The following is an 18,142-nucleotide window of genomic DNA, read 5'->3' on the forward strand; positions in this document are numbered from 1 at the left end:
TCCTTTTGGCGATAAGATTTCCAGGAAATTATTTAATGAAAATAAGAACAACAAACTCATCAATATGCAACATGCAAGGAAAAATATAAAAATTACGATACGTTGTTTTACATTCATTGTAATTTAAATTTAAATACACTAACCAACACCAATTATTGACCAGCTATTACTTTCAAAAATTATTGCAATCAATAATTGATGCTGGTTGAAGTGTATTCTTTGTTACGTTTTGTTTTAATCGTTTTCGTTTTCAAAATCTAAATTATAAAAGAATTGGATTCCATAATGAAGAAATGTATAAGTGCTAGGCATCAATGTATAAGTGCTGAATAATAGGTTATAATTGATTTTTAATCTTTAATACATCGCAAACAAAAAGCTTGGGGTTTTGCAATATTGGGATTTCGACTGATGCCAACATTACTGGAATCAATCCCTCGATGAACCACATTGGAAGCACTCGTTTCTGATGATGTCCACCAGTAAGCACTAAAAGCTCTGGCAGTAAAAACTCCCGTGCCATTATTTTTTTGCCCGGCAAGTAGTCCTGTAAATCCTGAGCTATTGGTTCCGCCGCTAGATAGTAAACTAATATCTTGACCAACATTACCCGTATTTCTAAAAAAAGAATTTTGTTGTTCGGCGACCGACATTCCTAGTGTATATTCAAGATACATCCATTCGCAATCACTTGGAATATGGAAACCTGCGGGACAAACACCTTGCGAACGTTCAATAATGGCTCCTTGCATGGCGGCTGGCCATTGGTATAATCTGCCTTCATCAGCTGCAAGTTCGTTTACTGCATCATTGTAATAACCGCTCCATGCTGAAGCTGAAGTGTTGGCATAAGCCGTTAAGTTTGTATTGACAATATCGGTATTATACCGACACCAACATTGCCCTCCGATTTCTACTAATGCTCTTGTATTGGTTGTCGCGCCCAATCCAATTCCCATAGTACTATTGGTGGCATTCGACCAATCGTATTCGACACCCAAAGTCGTTAAAGGGTCATCGTTTAAAGTAGCTCCGGCCACCATACTGCAAGGTGTTTTAGAAATGGTTTTGCCAATGCAAAGTGAATTGTTTGGAATGGTCGCTTGAAAAGTAGTCCCACAACCGTTATACCATAACGAACCTGCCCACCATTCCATACAATTTATAGATGTATTGAAAATGAAAAGCCCAACTGCCGGAGATACAATGGCGTTGCGTTGAGCGGTGGTCATTCTTGGCGGCAAAAAACCTGCAACTGTAGATTTGACATCTAATATAGAAGAAGCATCAGGATTGGTTGTTCCTATTCCGACTTGCGCTTCTGCGAAATTCGCTAAAAGAAACAGCGCTAAGAAGAAAAATGTCTTCATTTTTTTTGTATTAAATGAAGTTAGAGGATGTTTGATCATCCTCCAACTTAAAAAACAGCAATCAGAATTTGAGTACAAGTCTTAAACAGGTTTAAACCGTTATTCTACAATCAGTGTTTTGCGTGAAGTGCCTTCGTTAGTTGAAATTTTAACGATATAAGAGCCTTTTTCTAAACCTGAAATTTCATATTGATTTTGTTGATTGAAGGTTTTGACCAATTGCCCTAACATCGAATAAACTTCCACTTTTTCGATGGTGCGTTCGGTAGTTAATTCGAAGTAATTGTTAGTAGGATTTGGGTGTAAAACAATGTCTATATTTTCGGTATTCTCTATGCTAGCATCGCTGCTTCTAAAAACACTGGAACAATTCAAACAGATATTTTTGAAGCCTACAATACCGGGAGCAGCAGTTTCAACATAAGAAGAATCATTTGCCAAAGTAACTCCTGGCAATGGAAGCAGTTGGGTAACCAAAGGATAATAAGATGGAGTTAAAGTGCCGGCAGTAAAATTGCCTAATGCATGTGACCAACACGTTGAATTGAAATAACGTATATCTTCTTTAATCATAAAATTCATTGGATTATAGACCTGATATGATGGATTAGTATAATTGCTGTAATTGATATACAACTTATTAGTATCCTTAGACATAAAATCAACGTTTCCAATTACTAGTGAATTATTTACATCTTGTTCTCGTAGATTTATACTTAAATTCCCCGGATTAAAAATTCCAAAATATTTCCCTACTGAAAATAGAATGTTCTTTTGATGATTTTTTAAATCAAGTTTATAAGTGTTAAAGTTACTGTAAGCTATTGCAAAAGGAAACCTATATTTATCGGAAGGTATTGGACTGGTATAACTTCTGAAATGATACACAGCCGGTTTTAAGCTTTCTATGGTTAATAACAATATTTCCGGAGCTACAGTCCCGTTTTTCATTACAGCCAAATGCGCATCAAATGAATTGGAAGTATTGTTTTGACCAGTAAGCAAAACATTGATATCGCCGGTAGTTCCCAGAGGATCCATTACTGCAACGCCTTTCATTATATAGTTTCCTGAAAAATAGCTGGCTTGAACATTGTTGGATGTATTACCGTTTAGTTCTAAAGAGCCATGATAATTTAAAGTTAAACTTACCCAAATTCTATCACTAGACGGGCCATTGGCGCCTTTGACGTACTCTACATCTTCAATAAAATCTTCAGCGAAAATAGAAAAATCATGAAGAATTGGATCTGGAGTAGTCGCAGGATCTGAGTATTGATGCAAATAAGATATAGCCAACCTAAATGAATTAACAACAGTACCCAAAGACGAAATTTCTATAACATTAATTGTTGGATCTACTTCTCCATTATTAAAATAAGGATATACACTGTTATTTGTAGCAAACAAAACATAGATATTATTATTGTTTGGATTAGCAAGAAGCTTTGGTCTTGTAGGGTCTCCCCCAAACCCGGGAAAATTGTTTGGTCCTCCGGTATCATAAAATGGTGTTGATATTATTTTGGAAAAAATCAAGTTTCCCTGATTATCATAATTACGCAGCACATGAGGATATACATTAGTTATTAATGCAAAACCACCATCACTTTTAGAGACCCCATTGTATGCAACATTTTCTGTTGGGTAATTAGCACTTGGAATTATAGGTATTTTTTTAGTCTCTATTGGGCAAAGCTGCCGGTCATACTTTGTTAATAATGAAAAATAATTGTTGCCTAATTTAACAAAAGGCGTGTGGACCATAACTTGATCATTTGCTAGTTCAAATGCTGTTGCATAAGCATGAAGCTTATGAAAAGAACTCAAAAAAACTTCTTCATTTGATGCATTGGTATTGCTTACACCATATTCATACATTATCCCTCTACTCTGCCCGTAAGAAAAATTAATCCCGACAATTACACCCAACACTACTAATAGTTTTTTCATAATGTCTGTTTTTAGTTACTCTTTAAGCAACGTTTTATTAGTAGTTCCTTCTGGAGTAGTTATTTTAACGATATAAGAACCTTTTACTAAATCAGTAATTGAATATTGGTTTTGTTGCTCAAAAGTTTTTACCAATTGCCCAATTATTGAATAAACTTCTACCTTTTCAATAGATAATTCTGAAGTTAATTCGAAATAGTTTTTGGTTGGATTTGGAGACAATGTAATCGCCTTTTCAATGGAAGCGAAATGATTCGAGCTTAAGGACGGATCTTTGTAGGCATATAATTCCTTGCCTATCAAGTTTGATGCAGTAGCGCCAAAATACAATTCATCATTCAAAACGATTAAGTCTGATATTGTACTACTGGCTGATCCCGGAAGAATATCTACTACCATTGTGGTTCCTAAATCTGTTCCGTCAGAAACCCAGAGTTCAGTTCCATTGGTTCCGTTGTCTGCCGTGAAGTATAATTTCCCGTTGTATTCGGTCAAATAATTTGGGTTACTGCTTGCTATAGATGGATTGATGTTCTTTACTAAAAAAGTGCCCGTAATAGTTCCGTCAGTTTTCCATAATTCGGTGCCGTTAACAGCATCAGTAGCGACAAAGAAAACGGTATTCCCAACTTGGATAAATTTCGTTGGATTACTGTCGCCTCCCATCGGGCTAATGTCAAAAAGAAGATGTGTAGAAAGCGTTGTTCCCGCCGAAACCCATGGCTCACGACCATTTGTTCCGTTATTCGCACAAAAATACAATAAGCTTCCTATTACAGTACAGTCGCTTGGGTTACTGTCGCCAGCAGTATTAATGTCTTTCAACGCCGTTAAACTGCCTGAACCATTAGTTTTAAACAATTCTCTGCCTAAAGTAGGATGAGATGCCACAAAAGTTAATTGCGACCCTAACACATTTAATTCTGCAGGATTACTAGCCCCACTACCACCAAACAAATCTAAATATAACGATGTGCCCGCTGAAGTCCCATCAGTTTTCCATAATTCTTTACCATTTATTCCGTCATCAGCAGCAAAAAAACAACTGGTGCCAAGCACTGTAAATTCTGTTGGTGACGAGCTCGGGCTACCAGCAAAAATATCTTTTAAAAGACCGCTATTCGAAGTCGTTACAAGATCGATAACTTGCGGTTCCTTCTGTCCTACCCAAAGCGGATTAAAAACTATTTTATTATTAAACCCAACGGCAGCATCAAATCGACAGAAATTTGTATTGGTATAGTTGGTAATATTAAAAACAGACGTTGCGGCATTTGAAACTCCTGATAGCTTCATAACATTCATGTCTGAAGCAGAATTGTCTTGAGCATCAAAATACAAATTAGAATTGTATTCATAAAAAAGAACAGTCCCATAATTATTTAAAGCAAGTAAACCCGTATTAGGGTCATCAAATCTAATATTCGCAGTACCCGCAGAAGTCCCATCTGTTGCATAAATCCTTCTGTAACCTGATCCGCCAGCAGCTCCAAAAAAAAGCCTGCCATTATAGACAATAAAACCGGTAGGATTTGCTGAAGCAGTTCCTGCGTTTAATTCCCTAACCAATCTGAGTTGTGCTTGAGCACCAAAAGCAGCAAAGATTGCTGTAATAAGTAGTAGTTTTTTCATAATGAATAGATTTAAAGTTACCCAAACTTCATGAAAAAAAACATCAAATAACGGCCACATATATAAGTGACAGTATCTGATTGACAACTGTATGAGATTGTGCTAAAAGTGATTTTAAAAAACTAAAACGAATCCAAAACCTGAAGTATTTGCGCTTTCTTGCGATGCGAAACTGGAATCTCATCTTGGTTTTGCATGACTAAAATACCACCGTTAAACTTGTCCATACGCAGGATTTTACTCGTATTGATTAAGTGCGAATGATGCGGTCTGATAAAACCATAAGGTTCTAAAAGTTCTTCGTATTCTTTTAAAGATTTCGAGATGATGATTTTCTTGAGATTCTCAATGTAAAACTCGGTGTACTGACCGTCAGATTCGCAGCGAATAATATCGCTTACTTTTACAAAAAAAATCGAATTGCTGTCTTTCAGTACAATTTTTTTCTCTTTGGAACTGATGCGATGCAAACTTTCTTGCATGACTTCGAGTTGGTCTTGCACGAATTTATTTTTAATTTGCTTGGTCACTTTATCAAAAGCTTCGATCAATTCGTTCGGATTGATGGGTTTCAATAAAAAATCGATGGCGCTAAATCGAAAAGCATCCATCGCGTATTTGTTATGAGCCGTAACAAAAACGACATGAAAATCGACTTCATTTAATTGCGATAACAAATCCATTCCGGTGCCGTCATCCAATTCAACATCCAGAAAAAGAATATCGGGATTGACTTCAGCGACTGCCTTAAGTCCGCTCGTCACACCATCTGCTTCGAAAATTTCGAAAGCAAAAGGGCAGAAATTTTTGATTAATTCAACAATGCCTTTGCGTATGTTGGCTTCGTTATCTACAACTAGTATTTTCATCATTAATAAATCTTAGGCAAAGACATTACTATTTTAAATCCGCTTTCGCCTTTCGTGTGCAAGACTTGATAAAACGCATCTGAATGGTGCTGCTTGTTGAATAAATAAATACGGTCTTTAACGATTTGCATCGCTCTCGATTTATGGTCTTTCACGACGTGGTCTTGGGTTTGTCCTTTCCCATTATCTTTAACAGTAATGGCGACGTGATTTTCTACATCCTCAAAAACAATGACAATATTTCCTTTATAATTGATATCCTTAAAACCATGTTCGATTGCGTTTTCTATAAAAGGTTGTAGCAACATACCCGGGATTTTCAATTCATTAATTTCTAAGGAATCATCAACATCAAATTGGTATTCGAACTTATCGGGAAAGCGCAATTTTTGCAATTCGAGATAGTCGGTCATGAATTCTAATTCACTCTCAATCGTTACTAATTCTTCATAAGTACTTTCTAACGACTGTCGCATTATTTTAGCAAAACGCGAAATAAACAAAGTCGTTTTCGAGCTTTTCTCTTCTAACGAAACGTTTTGCAAAGAAGCCATCGCATTGAAAAAAAAGTGCGGATTGATTCTGGCTCGATTCAACCGCTGCTCGGTTTCTATGATTTTTTGTTTGTTTTGTAAACTGCGTTGACGGAAAAAGAATACCAATGTTAGTATGGTTAGCAAACCACCAATGATTAAAAAAGTATACCATTGCTTAGTTTTCTCGAGTTCAAAAATCATCTTCTCATTTTTGACTTTATTGTATTTTTGCTCAAGTTCATTGACTTTCTCCACCTTTTTGATATTCCATACACTATCTTTCATTTTGGAATATACTTTATACACTTCAAAAGCTTTAGCCACATTTTTGGCGCCGCTATACAAATCAGAAGCGTCATAATACAACATCATTTTTGCAGAAGAATCCTTAACATCTTTCGCCAGTACCAAAGCAGTATCCATACTTTTATTGGCTTCCGCTATTTGTCCGTTATCTAAATGATCCCAAGCTTTAGCCGAATACAACGGACACAAATTTTTATAACCTTCAATTTTTTTGGCATAAAAGATAGCCGAATCCATATTTTTTAAGGCGTTTTTTACATCGCCTTTTCGATACGAACAGGATTCCTTTATTCTATAATAATTGGTTACTTCGGTATACAATTTATATTTGAAAGCACTTTCTTTAGCTTTATTGGCAAAGAGTGCCATCGAATCTAACAGTGTTTTTCTATTGGATAGCGTGTACTTTGTGTCATATTCCATCGCCAACCACAAATAATTTATAGTCTTTTGTTTACTGTTGTCTTGGCTTTCAATTAATTTTTGAGCACGCAGTACATAAGTCCATTTTTTTTGGTGCTCATTCATTCTGGTCAACAAAAATACCACTTCTTTAATCGCGGCAATTTGATCATTAGCGCCTTTACTTTTTTCTGCTTCCTTCAACGATTTGAATGCGTAAATGGATAATTTTTCTAGGTCGTTGATGACTTTATAATAAAACGCTTTATTGGAGTTGACAGCAAAATCGTATTGGCCTTTACATTTCATTTTGCTCAGTAAATCCTGCTGTTTTTGAAGAATCGCATAGGCTTTTTTGGATTCTCGATTACTGATGTAATAATTAAATTGTATTTGCAAACCTTCGAAAACACAGCTTTTAAATTTGGAATTTTTTAGGGATTGGATTTTCGCAAACACTAGCGTCGAATCTTTTTCATCAACCCAATTTTCTTTGATTGCTTTGGATGCCACTTCGCAATTACAAGCTTCTTGAGCGGCTATTGATGACACAAAAAAGGTGGCCCATAAAAAAAAACAAGCTTTTAGAATGCTACTGTTGGATTTCATTGCAATTTTGATTTTACAAACTAGCTCAAATCTACTCTGATTAAAAACCTACCTCTTTTATATTATTTAATCGTTAGGATTTCTTTAGCAAGTGAGGCTTTTTATTGGATAAGTGATTTTCATAGCCTTGTAAGTGATGCTGCTTTTGTATCCTATATTTTATAGAATGTTTACATTTACTTCATCAAATATTTGGTGTGAAAAAACTCCTGTTTCTTTTTTCTTTCCTGTATTGCCATTTTCTCGTGGCACAAAATCCGTTTTGCATTAATTATTCCACCAACGACGGCTTGCCTTCAGCGAATATCTATTCGATTTATCAAGATGAAAAAGGGTTCTTATGGTTTACAACCGATGCTGGAATTGTAAAATATGACAGCCATACCTTTTCGCTTTTCAATACCGATAATGGGCTTTCAGACAATGAAGTTTTTCAGATGAAAAGAGATCATAAAGGTCGTGTGTGGCTTTTAACTTTGAATGGAAAAACATCTTACATTTTTCACGATAAAATCTACAACGAAAGCAATTCTGCCTTGGTCAAGAGAATCTCAGGCTCTAGTCTGATGAGTGATTTTTATGAGGATGCACAAAAAAACATATACTTCTTGTATCGTGATGGCGAAATAGCGATTGTAAAACCTAATGACCAGGTGATTAAGAAAAGTAAAGCAAAAATTCCTCATATCGGGGTTTGGAAAAACAAAGACAAACTGTCTTTTCTAACACCGTTGGGTATTTATAGTGAAGATAGCAACCTACTGATTCATAATAACCTAGCTTCCAATCACAACCGGACGTATCACTTTCAAAACGAAAATTATTTAAGTCATGACAATGAATTGTTTCGGGTTGGCATCAATAATCAACTTGAAAAAATTGTTGCAATTCCTGAAAAGACTGAAATTCTTCAAATGTATATTGAAAAAAACAAAATTTGGATCTGCACTCGTAATGGCTTGTATTTAAAAGAAAAGCAAGGCCTTAAACGATATTTTGAGAATGAAATCGTATCGAATGTTACAAGAGATTTTGAAGGTGGCTATTGGATTTCGACCTTAAAAAACGGCGTTTATTATGTGCCTTCGTTTGAAGTTTTTATCAATAATATGAATGCCTCAACGCCCACAAAACTCAACTGCATCAGTATCAATGACAAAAAAGAAATCTGGATTGGCGGCGAATACAATACCTACTTCGTCAAATCTGCGAACCAAGATTTTGTCAAAGAAACTTTCCCATCAGGAAATCAAACCGATGAGGTCAAATCGATTCGTTTTTTTAATGGCAACACCTACATCATTGGTAAAACGATGATTACAGAAATCGACAACCATCATAAGAAAACTGCTTTTGGTTTTGGCGGAAATGATATACTGATCGATGAGCAGGATTGTTTTATCGGATACAATCTGACTTTCAAAATGTCATTGAAAAAGATCGATCAAATCATCAAATCTAAAAAAGCAACTTTAAATGTACTGCTCTCGAAAAGGACTTCGGTATTTTCAAAAGATTCTAAAAACAACATTTGGATTGGAACTAACACCGGGCTTTACCAATACAATCGCAAAGATTCGATTACGAATTGGAGTACAAAATCAAACAATTTACAAAGTTCCATTCAAGATTTGTATTTCGATGATGCCACAAAAACATTACTTGTAGCAAGCAATTCGAAAGGCATCATTACAGTAAAAAACAATCAAGTCATCGATCAGATTTCAAAGAAAAACGGACTCAACAGCATAACTTGCAATACGATTAAAAAAATTGCGGATGACTATTATTTAGTCGGTTCGAACAACGGATTGAATTCGATTGCATTCAAAAACAAAACATACACCATCAAAAACCTCAACGCGATTTTAGGTTTGAAAAACAAAAGAATCAACGACATCGATTATCTCGACGACATCGTTTATCTGGCTACCGATAATGGCTTGCTGTATTTCAACATCAAAAACATCGAGCGCAAAAACAGCCAACCAAAATGCTTGATTGAAAGCCTCAAAAACCAAAGCGGTATTGTTCCTCAACAGCAACAGTATCAATTTAATTATAACAACAACGACCTCAGTATCAATTATACCGGAATCTCCTACATCAATCAGAACAACCTGTCTTATTATTACAAACTCGATGGACAAAACGACAAATGGTCGGCCACCAACGAATCGCAAATCAATTACAAATCGCTTGCTCCAAAAAAATATACGTTCTGTGTGTATTGCATGGATGGCTATGGCGTCAAAAGCAATACTGCGACAATTTCATTCGAAATCCTGGCGCCTTTCTGGCAGAAAACCTGGTTTATTTTGTTGTGTATTCTATTGATTTCTTTGCTGATTTACGCTTTCATCAAATACCAACTCAAACAGCAACAGCAATTATTTGAAATCGAAAGAGCATCCATACAGTTCGAACGTGATAAGGCAAATCTCGAAAAACAGATGATCGATCTTGAGCAAAAAGCATTGCGATTGCAAATGAATCCGCATTTTATCTTCAATGCATTAAATACGATTAAAGGCTATTATTCAGAAGGCGATGCGGTGAATGCGAGCACCTATATTTCGAAGTTTTCAAAACTATTGCGCATGTTGCTCGAGAATACCGATCAAGTTATTTCGCTGGCCAATGAAATTGAAATGTTGCAGTTGTATATCGAGTTGACTAAAATCCGCTATAAAAATAAATTTGAATACGAATTGTTTGTTGATGACCATTTGAATAGTAATGACATCGCAATTCCAACTTTATTGTTGCAACCGATTGTTGAAAATGCCATTATTCACGGGCTTGCTCCTAAAAACGAAATGGGTTTGCTCAAAATTTCATTCCTCAAAAACGAAAACCAACTCGAATGTCACGTTGAAGACAATGGTATTGGTCGCGATGCATCGAAGAAAAATCAAAAGCATAAGGAATACCAATCGAAAGCGCTTGAAATCACGACAGAAAGGATTGCGCTTTTTAGTAAAGACATCGGAAAATCGACATTTGAAATTATTGATTTAATTTCGGATGGAAAATCCACAGGAACCAAAGTCATAGTAACCATTCCATTAATAAACATTTGGTAATGAAAGTTTTAATTATAGAAGATGAAGACCAATCGATTTCGGCATTGAAGTCGGAAATCGCCATGCACTGCAAGTCACTCGACATTGTTGGTGTGGCTAAATCAGTCAAAGAAGGCATTGAAAAAATCAAATTGCTGCAACCTCAACTGGTTTTTTTAGACATTCAATTGTCGGACGGATTGGGATTTGAAATCTTGAATCACTTCAAAGACGGGCTTTTCTTTCACGTTATTTTCACGACCGCCTATAGCCAATATGCGATTAAGGCAATTAAATTCAGTGCGCTCGATTACCTGCTCAAACCGATTGATTCCGAAGAATTGATGCAAGCGGTCAACAAAGCCACGAAGGTTTCTGAAAAAGAATCGACTGCTAAAATTCAGAATTTCATTCACAACCAAAACGAATCTCAAATCCAAAAAAAAATTGTGCTGCAAACTTCCGAAGGCATTTCAATTTTTGAGATTGATACGATTTTGAAATGCTCTGCGGAAAGCAATTATACGAGTGTTTATTTTACGAACGGAAAGAAAATATTATTTTCGAAAACACTTAAAGATTTTGAGGAATTGTTGTGCAATAGTGGTTTTGAACGCATTCATCATTCGCACATTATCAACTTAAATCATTTGACAAACTTCGTCAACAAAGATGGTGGTTATGTAGTTTTAACAGACAAAAGTACGCTGCCGGTGTCGCAGAGAAAGAAAGCCAATTTGATTGCAGCTTTGGGAAATTTGGGTTAGATTTTAATGGTTATCAGGAAGTTTATACCAAACAAAAGATTAGATTATTATATTATTTTGCATGACTGATATTTTTAAAAACTCTGCGTCTTAGCGACTTTTCGAGCCAATTTTATATCTCGCAAAGTCGCTAAGACGCAAAAGACTTATTAGCAAGTAGACTTAGACTTCGGTGTAAAGTTCCCAATAATCACTTAATTTTTCTGTAATATTTCCTCCAAAACTGAACGCCTTGATAAACGCCAAGTGTAATAAAAACTGAGGGAATCATATACAGCATCAGATATTTCGTGAGGAATTCGGTTTGGGAAGTCAGTCGCGCCAACGATAAAATCAAAACCATCATGCCGGCGAAAGTGCCTAAAAGCGTTCCTGCGATATACGTGAATTTATTTCCGTTTTTGATTTCTATATAGCGACCGTTGAGCACATACAAATTCCAACCGGTCCAAAATGGCAACTGGATGAAGTTGAAACAACTCAGTAAAATACCCATAACATAAGGCGAATATTTCAAATATTTTTCAAAAATATCCTGTTGTAATTTCGGATGTTGCGCACCACTATAAAATGTAAACGCCAAAACAAACATGAAGATTACCGAAAACGCTTCGATGTATTTGAGGAGTTTTTTGTTGCGCATTAATTTGTCAGCAAAAACCAAAGTGCCGAAAATCACAACCGCTTCAATCGTAATCACACCCAGTAAAAACGGAATAACGCTTCCGATTCCGGAATACTGATACAAATGAAATCCAATCACGTTCAGATAACCTAACGGAATCGAACCGAGAAAACTCACTAAAAATCCGACGGCTATGTTTTTGATGGTTTTCATTAGAAGTTGAGGATTTTTTTGCTTTGCTCCAAGTGCATTCGGTATTCTTTCATGCCGTCTTGATGCGATAAATAAGGTGTACCGTTCTTGTGATTCGCAACACTAATTTCGAACATGTATCGGATGTGGCGAATGAGTTCTTTCCAACCGAAAAATAAGGAATGTTTTGGGTCGTAGATATGTGTCGGTTCACTCGCAGCGCCGTTGAGTTCTACTATGGCGAAGTTTTTTCCTTGTTCGAGTTCTTCGATGGTGTTGTACATTAAGTCGAGTCGTCCGAAATAAAAACCAGGAATTTGCAAACACATTGCATTCATAACTTCGGTAAGTTTTGGTGAAATCCAATGGCTGTTGTCTAGGAATTTGGCGCCGCGAATGTGGTTGCCATAAGGCACGAGATTGCGTTGTTCGTCTTTTTGTAAAACGATTTGCAGTTCCGTTCCATATTCTTTTTGAAGCGCCTGCAGTTGCATTTCATGACGCGGATCTTTTTTGATTAAAGTTTCTATGGTGGCATTTCCGTCGCCGGTGACAATTAGGAATTCTTTCGCTACAATGCCCGTAATCCTACCTTCTTTTTCGTGTGGATAACGCACATAGAACACGCCTATTTCGTTAGAAAACGGAATTAAATCCTGAACGAGATAATCGAAATTGGCTTTTTCACTGTAGGTTTTGAGCTCGTTTTCGTTGTCGATTTTCTTGACTGCAGAACCGCGCAAACCAATGTCGGGCTTGGCGATTAATGGAAATTGCAATCCTAATGTTTTTACTTTTTCTAACACTTCTGTGAATGGCGTGCCTTCAATAATCAAATCGGTTTTTGGGTAATACTGCTGTGGAATCAGATTGTAGATTTGCTTTTTCGATTCCATGATGAAGCCGCCGTTTTTGATTGTGGGGTTCGACGCGTTGAAGAAGAAAATCGTTTTGGCTTTTAAGGCATAATACGCCCATAAAAAATAGATGGGAATGTAGACGATGTGCATCGGCCAGTATTCCCAGTGGAGTAGTTTATGGAGGAGAAGCTTCAAATTGGATTGTTAGATTTTTGGATTATTGGACTGTTAGATTATTGGAGGTCACTCGACTGCACTCGGGATGACAATTATGCGAGTATGCGTGAGATTTGATATTAAGAGGAGGACAGCCAGTGGCTGTCAGGTATTTTAGATTTGCGTGAGGGATAGCAGCGGTATCCTTTTGTGCCATTGTTTGGCGCAAAAGATTTAGCGGATAGCCCGACGGCGCCCGAGAATATTCTTCGGAACAAAAAATGTTGTTGCGCCGGCACGCCAAAAAATCATACATGGATAAAGGTATTATAAAAATCTTTTTGTTCGATGAGATCGTGGTGCAATAGCGTGATTTTATTTTTTTCGATGACGGATTGCGTTATACTCAATGTTTTGAGTTTATTATTTCTGTTGATGACGAGCCCATGCTCCGGATTATCGGTTTCGGTGTAGCGGTGAAATTGGAACATTTCGGCCTCGGTGACTTCGGGCTTGGTATCGAGAAAAGTGGCAAACCATTGGGCGCGCTGCTCTCGAATCGGTTTGGCGTATAAGGTCGATGACGACCAGATGTAATTTTGTGTCGCGTCGAGATTTAGGGTTTCTTTTTCGGTGCCATTCCAGCGCAGTTGATACAGTTTTTGGTCTTGGTATAACACGAGTGTGAAGGGTTCTACATTATCTAAATCGATGTCTTTCCATGTTTGGATTGCGGAATCCGAACCCATTAAATCCAATACAATCAAGCCGCGACTTCTGCGGTATGGCGGATTCCATTGGTGTTTTTCTGCAGCGCCATTTAGGAGTACGAGTACATTGGCATTTTCATCGACGGCATACCAAGTGCCACCCGCTTTGGGATCTTTTGGGAAACAGATGTTTTTATTATTGACTAAATAATTTTGTGGTGCTTTCGCCGGCCTAACAAGTTGTTCGTCGCGGTTCGAAGTAATGATGATTTTATCGTTGGAACAAACGAAACTTACTGTGCACATTGCTTTCTGTATTCGATGGTAGAACGTGCCACGCCAAAATTGTCATCGATGTTGATGTGTTCTAATTGCAGTAAGGCTACTTTGATTAAGGCTTGGTGGTGAATGCAATGCTCTAAATTATACACCAACTCGCGGTAATAATTCGTATTGATGCTGATCGCTTCACCTTCGATAGTTTGTTGCAATTCGAGATTTTTATTGGATTTATCGAGTTGATTAAGAATCGTTGCTATTGCTTTTTGAGCACAAAGGGTGTCGGTTTGAATGGCGTAATCGCGTTTTCTTAAATCGTAATTGATGGTTTCCGAATCGTATTGGCTGTCGAGACATTGAAACATTTCGATGATGTGTCGGGTGTGTTCTCCAATCGTGGAGCCGCTCAATCCGTAGCATGGGCTAGTGTAATCGTCGTGGGAAAGCTTTGCCAATAAATCGGACAATTCGTGAAGCGCTTTTTGTATGGAAGGAATTAGCATGATGTTGTTGTTTGACCTGATATACGAATCTGGGATTGGATTAGTTTTTCAGGTATGAAATTAAGAATTAAAATTGAAAACGCAGTAAATCAGGGATTTTATTTTTGTTTTGATACACGAGAATCGCGCAGCATAAGAATGTGATAAGGGCGAGTATGAATAGTTCACCGCCGTCGCCTTTGACTTCAATTCCCAAAATAAAAAGATGAGATACGATAGCACCAAACATGGTTCCCAATCCGAGCAGCGCGCCTAATAAGGTCGTTCTTGGGATTAGAATTAAAATGGATGCGATGAGTTCAACAACGCCCGAGCCAATTCTGCCGTAAGGTTCAGCGCCCAAAGTGGTGAAGATGTAGACGCTTTCTTCGGCGCCAGTGAATTTGAAATAAAGCGTTTGTAGCAGAATGATGACTGCGATGAGTTTGATGATTGTGGTGATTATTGGATGTTTCATTTTTTAGATTTTTAGATTATTGGATTTTTAGACTGTAAGATTTTAGGATTTTGGGCGTTCCCTTCGGTCGGGCTGTGCACTTTATCTTTTTATCCTGAACTCGTTTCAGGATCTTTAAATAGTTAAAGCGTATTGGTCGAGATCCTGAAACGAGTTCAGGATAAAAAGGATGCCCGCTTCCATCACACCCGAGCGAAGCGAACTGGCGAAGCAAACGCGGCTTCACGGAAACAATAAGACAAGTATCTAATTACTGACCCTCTTCCAGTTGATGTCGGCCTTTTTCTTTAAATTAACTTCATCTTTATTCCAGCTTTTTAAAGTATTGTTGAAATAAGCGTTGTAAAACAAATACAATTTTCCGTCAACAATTTTGAAAGTTTCGGGATCGATTTCGACTTTATCGCCGTTGCTTCCCATGGCATAAGCGCACCAGCCACCGTATTGTGGCTCGAAAGCAGTCGGGTTTTTCAAAAAAGCATCTTTGTTGGTCGTGGTTGAAAATTGGTATACAACACCTTCGTACGAAGCCGCGATTTCTTTTTTGCCTTTGATGGCTTTGGATTGCTTGAAATACGATACGGGATCGTAACCTTGAATGGCTACTTTTTTATCAAGGTTGAATTGCTCGGCTCTTTTGGAAGCCGTTTGAGCTAATGTTGCAACAGATAGAAATGCTGCGAATAAGATTAGAATTTGTTTTTTCATTTTTACTTTTATTAAACTTTGATAGGACAAAAGTAAAGTGGAACAAAAAGCACAAATGTCGGCTGGTTTACAAAACCGATAAAAAAATTATTTCTCGCAAAGACGCAAAGACGCAAAAAAATAAAAAACTTATCATCCCGAGCTTTGCGCCTCTGCGCCTTTGCGAGCGATTATCAAAAATTATAATTTGGTAATATCCGGTATCAAAATTTCTTTTCTGTTGTAATGTAGCAAACCCGAAGTTTCGAGTTCATTGAGCAGTTGCGTTGCCGTTTGTCTTGACGTGCAAATGATTTGAGCAATATCGTTTTGGGTTAGATAATTTTCAATGGTGACTTGGTTGCCCACTCTTTTTCCTTCATTCTCAGACCAATCTTTTAGAAATTGATACAGTCTGGTTTTGGCATCTTTAGAAACCAAATTCGAATAGTTGTTTTTGATGCGCTTCATTTTGAGTCCAACGAACTTAGTATAGGATAACGCCAAACTTGGATTGCGCAACAATAAATCCTCAAAGTCTGACATCAGAAAACTGCAGATGGCGACTTCATCGGTCAAGGCTTTGGCATATTCGTTAGAATTGCGATCGTTCTCTAGTGTCAATTCGCCAAACAAATCGCCTTTTTGAATGATGTCTTTGATGGTTTCGTTGCCGTCTTCATCGATAGCGACAATTTTGATATTGCCTTTTTTTAATAGAAAAATACGCGGCACATCGGAAGAAGAAAAATAAATCACATCGCCTTTTTTGGCTTTTTTAAATCCAACGATGATGCACAATTGTTTGATTTGCGAAAAACTCAGTACACGGAATAGTTTATGGTCTCGAAGGTACCAGTATTTTAATTCTTCATAAGTTGATGTTGCGCTCATAGTGTAAAAGTAACCAAATATTCAATAAAAAACCATTAAGGAATTAAGTTTCATTAAGTCGAATACAACCCAATTTTCTTAATCTCTTAATGGTTTTACAACTATTTTTTAAATGTTCTACTAAACCAAACCTCTCGAAATTACAATTCTTTGAATCTCAGAAGTACCTTCATAAATCTGTGTGATTTTCGAATCGCGCATCATACGCTCAACGTGGTATTCGGCTACATAACCGTTTCCGCCATGAATTTGAACTGCTTCATTCGCTACTTCTAAAGCAATTTCAGAAGCATACAATTTCGCCATGGCTCCCGAATGTGAGATGTCTTTACCTTCGTCTTTTTCGCAAGCGGCTTTCATGATTAACAATTTAGCGGCTGTGATTTTTACGTACATATCAGCCAACTTAAAAGCAATCACTTGATGGTTGAATATTTCTTTACCAAAGGCTTTGCGTTCGTGCGAATATTTCAATGCCAATTCGTAGGCGCCTGTTGCAATGCCTAGTGCTTGTGATGCTATTCCGATTCGACCGCCATTTAATACATTCATGGCGAAATTAAATCCGAATCCGTCAGCGCCAATTCTGTTTTCTTTGGGCACTTTGACATCGGTAAACATTAGTGAATGTGTATCAGAACCACGAATGCCCATTTTCTTTTCTTTGAGACCAATTTCAAAACCAGGCCAGCCTTTTTCTACGATGAATGCGTTGATGCCTTTGTGTTTTTTCTCTACATCGGTTTGTGCAATCACTAAATAGGTAGAAGCTGTGGCGCCATTGGTAATCCAGTTTTTGGTGCCGTTTAAAACGTAGTGATCTCCTTTATCGATAGCTGTTGTTTTTTGTGAAGTGGCATCTGATCCCGCTTCTGGTTCTGACAAACAAAAAGCACCAATGACTTCACCTTTGGCTAAAGGCACGAGGTATTTCATTTTTTGTTCTTCGTTGCAGTATTTTTCTAAACCGGCACAAACCAACGAATTATTCACCGACATGATTACGGCTGCCGAAGCATCGACTTTGGCAATTTCGGTCATGGCTAAAACATACGATACACTATCTAAACCTGAACCTCCATATTTAGGATCGACCATCATGCCCATAAAACCTAAATCAGCCATCATCTTGACTTGCTCGGTTGGGAATTTAGCGTGTTCGTCTCTTTCAATAACGCCGGGTAACAATTCGGTTTGAGCAAAATCTCTAGCGGCTTGTTGAATCATCAAGTGTTCTTCGGTAAGGTTGAAATCCATGTGTAGTGTAATA

At 37.3% G+C, this 18,142-nt stretch carries 15 protein-coding genes; 2 read left to right on the forward strand and 13 right to left on the reverse strand.

All coding sequences use genetic code 11. From position 1 onward, the window contains the following. Nucleotides 1–350: 350 nt before the first annotated feature. The 5 genes from RMO03_RS01070 to RMO03_RS01090 all read right to left on the reverse strand — a co-directional run bounded on the left by RMO03_RS01070 (nt 351) and on the right by RMO03_RS01090 (nt 7,677). On the reverse strand, nt 351–1,370 hold the full coding sequence (locus RMO03_RS01070) for a fibrobacter succinogenes major paralogous domain-containing protein (RefSeq protein ID WP_309640224.1): 1,020 nt from the start codon (nt 1,368–1,370) through the stop codon (nt 351–353). A 99-nt stretch (nt 1,371–1,469) separates the two neighbouring features. Next, nucleotides 1,470–3,323, reverse strand: coding sequence for a T9SS type A sorting domain-containing protein (locus RMO03_RS01075; RefSeq protein ID WP_309640225.1), 1,854 nt, complete (start codon nt 3,321–3,323; stop codon nt 1,470–1,472). A 15-nt stretch (nt 3,324–3,338) separates the two neighbouring features. Further along, a complete protein-coding gene (locus RMO03_RS01080) occupies nt 3,339–4,955 on the reverse strand; it encodes an ELWxxDGT repeat protein (protein ID WP_309640226.1) in 1,617 nt (538 codons plus the stop codon). 122 nt (nt 4,956–5,077) lie between these two features. Then, on the reverse strand, nt 5,078–5,827 hold the full coding sequence (locus tag RMO03_RS01085; RefSeq protein ID WP_309640227.1) for a LytTR family DNA-binding domain-containing protein: 750 nt from the start codon (nt 5,825–5,827) through the stop codon (nt 5,078–5,080). Continuing rightward, on the reverse strand, nt 5,827–7,677 hold the full coding sequence (locus RMO03_RS01090; RefSeq protein WP_309640228.1) for a histidine kinase: 1,851 nt from the start codon (nt 7,675–7,677) through the stop codon (nt 5,827–5,829). The genes RMO03_RS01085 and RMO03_RS01090 overlap by 1 nt, the downstream gene beginning before the upstream one ends. 197 nt (nt 7,678–7,874) lie before the next feature. Here RMO03_RS01090 and RMO03_RS01095 point away from each other — a divergent pair, with 197 nt between their 5' ends. Together RMO03_RS01095 and RMO03_RS01100 are read left to right on the forward strand one after the other, a co-directional pair. Further along, complete coding sequence (locus tag RMO03_RS01095) at nt 7,875–10,763, forward strand: histidine kinase (protein ID WP_309640229.1); 2,889 nt, start codon at nt 7,875–7,877, stop codon at nt 10,761–10,763. Continuing rightward, nucleotides 10,763–11,509 carry a LytTR family DNA-binding domain-containing protein gene (locus RMO03_RS01100; RefSeq protein ID WP_309640230.1) on the forward strand — a complete coding sequence of 249 codons (747 nt, stop codon included), beginning with the start codon at nt 10,763–10,765 and terminating at the stop codon, nt 11,507–11,509. The genes RMO03_RS01095 and RMO03_RS01100 overlap by 1 nt, the downstream gene beginning before the upstream one ends. A 190-nt stretch (nt 11,510–11,699) precedes the next feature. On the opposite strand, the gene RMO03_RS01105 is transcribed toward RMO03_RS01100, so the two are convergent. The 8 genes from RMO03_RS01105 to RMO03_RS01140 all read right to left on the reverse strand — a co-directional run bounded on the left by RMO03_RS01105 (nt 11,700) and on the right by RMO03_RS01140 (nt 18,129). Next, nucleotides 11,700–12,347, reverse strand: coding sequence for a hypothetical protein (locus RMO03_RS01105; RefSeq protein ID WP_309640231.1), 648 nt, complete (start codon nt 12,345–12,347; stop codon nt 11,700–11,702). Next, nucleotides 12,347–13,381, reverse strand: coding sequence for a D-alanine--D-alanine ligase (locus RMO03_RS01110; protein WP_309640232.1), 1,035 nt, complete (start codon nt 13,379–13,381; stop codon nt 12,347–12,349). The genes RMO03_RS01105 and RMO03_RS01110 overlap by 1 nt, the downstream gene beginning before the upstream one ends. Nucleotides 13,382–13,650: 269 nt before the next feature. After that, nucleotides 13,651–14,358, reverse strand: a complete 708-nt coding sequence (locus tag RMO03_RS01115) for an NRDE family protein (RefSeq protein WP_309640233.1) — start codon at nt 14,356–14,358, stop codon at nt 13,651–13,653. After that, nucleotides 14,346–14,834, reverse strand: a complete 489-nt coding sequence (locus RMO03_RS01120; RefSeq protein ID WP_309640234.1) for a DinB family protein — start codon at nt 14,832–14,834, stop codon at nt 14,346–14,348. Before RMO03_RS01120 ends, RMO03_RS01115 begins: the two co-directional genes overlap by 13 nt. Before the next feature lie 67 nt (nt 14,835–14,901). Further along, nucleotides 14,902–15,291, reverse strand: a complete 390-nt coding sequence (locus RMO03_RS01125) for a DoxX family protein (RefSeq protein WP_309640235.1) — start codon at nt 15,289–15,291, stop codon at nt 14,902–14,904. Between the two features lie 246 nt (nt 15,292–15,537). Further along, complete coding sequence (locus tag RMO03_RS01130; RefSeq protein ID WP_309640236.1) at nt 15,538–15,999, reverse strand: YHS domain-containing (seleno)protein; 462 nt, start codon at nt 15,997–15,999, stop codon at nt 15,538–15,540. 180 nt (nt 16,000–16,179) lie between these two features. After that, nucleotides 16,180–16,872 carry a Crp/Fnr family transcriptional regulator gene (locus tag RMO03_RS01135; protein WP_309640237.1) on the reverse strand — a complete coding sequence of 231 codons (693 nt, stop codon included), beginning with the start codon at nt 16,870–16,872 and terminating at the stop codon, nt 16,180–16,182. Nucleotides 16,873–16,992: 120 nt separating this feature from the next. Further along, on the reverse strand, nt 16,993–18,129 hold the full coding sequence (locus tag RMO03_RS01140; RefSeq protein WP_309640238.1) for an acyl-CoA dehydrogenase family protein: 1,137 nt from the start codon (nt 18,127–18,129) through the stop codon (nt 16,993–16,995). Nucleotides 18,130–18,142: the final 13 nt, after the last annotated feature.

The organism is Flavobacterium sp., assembly GCF_031411595.1.
In the GTDB taxonomy this organism is placed as follows: Bacteria; Bacteroidota; Bacteroidia; order Flavobacteriales; family Flavobacteriaceae; genus Flavobacterium.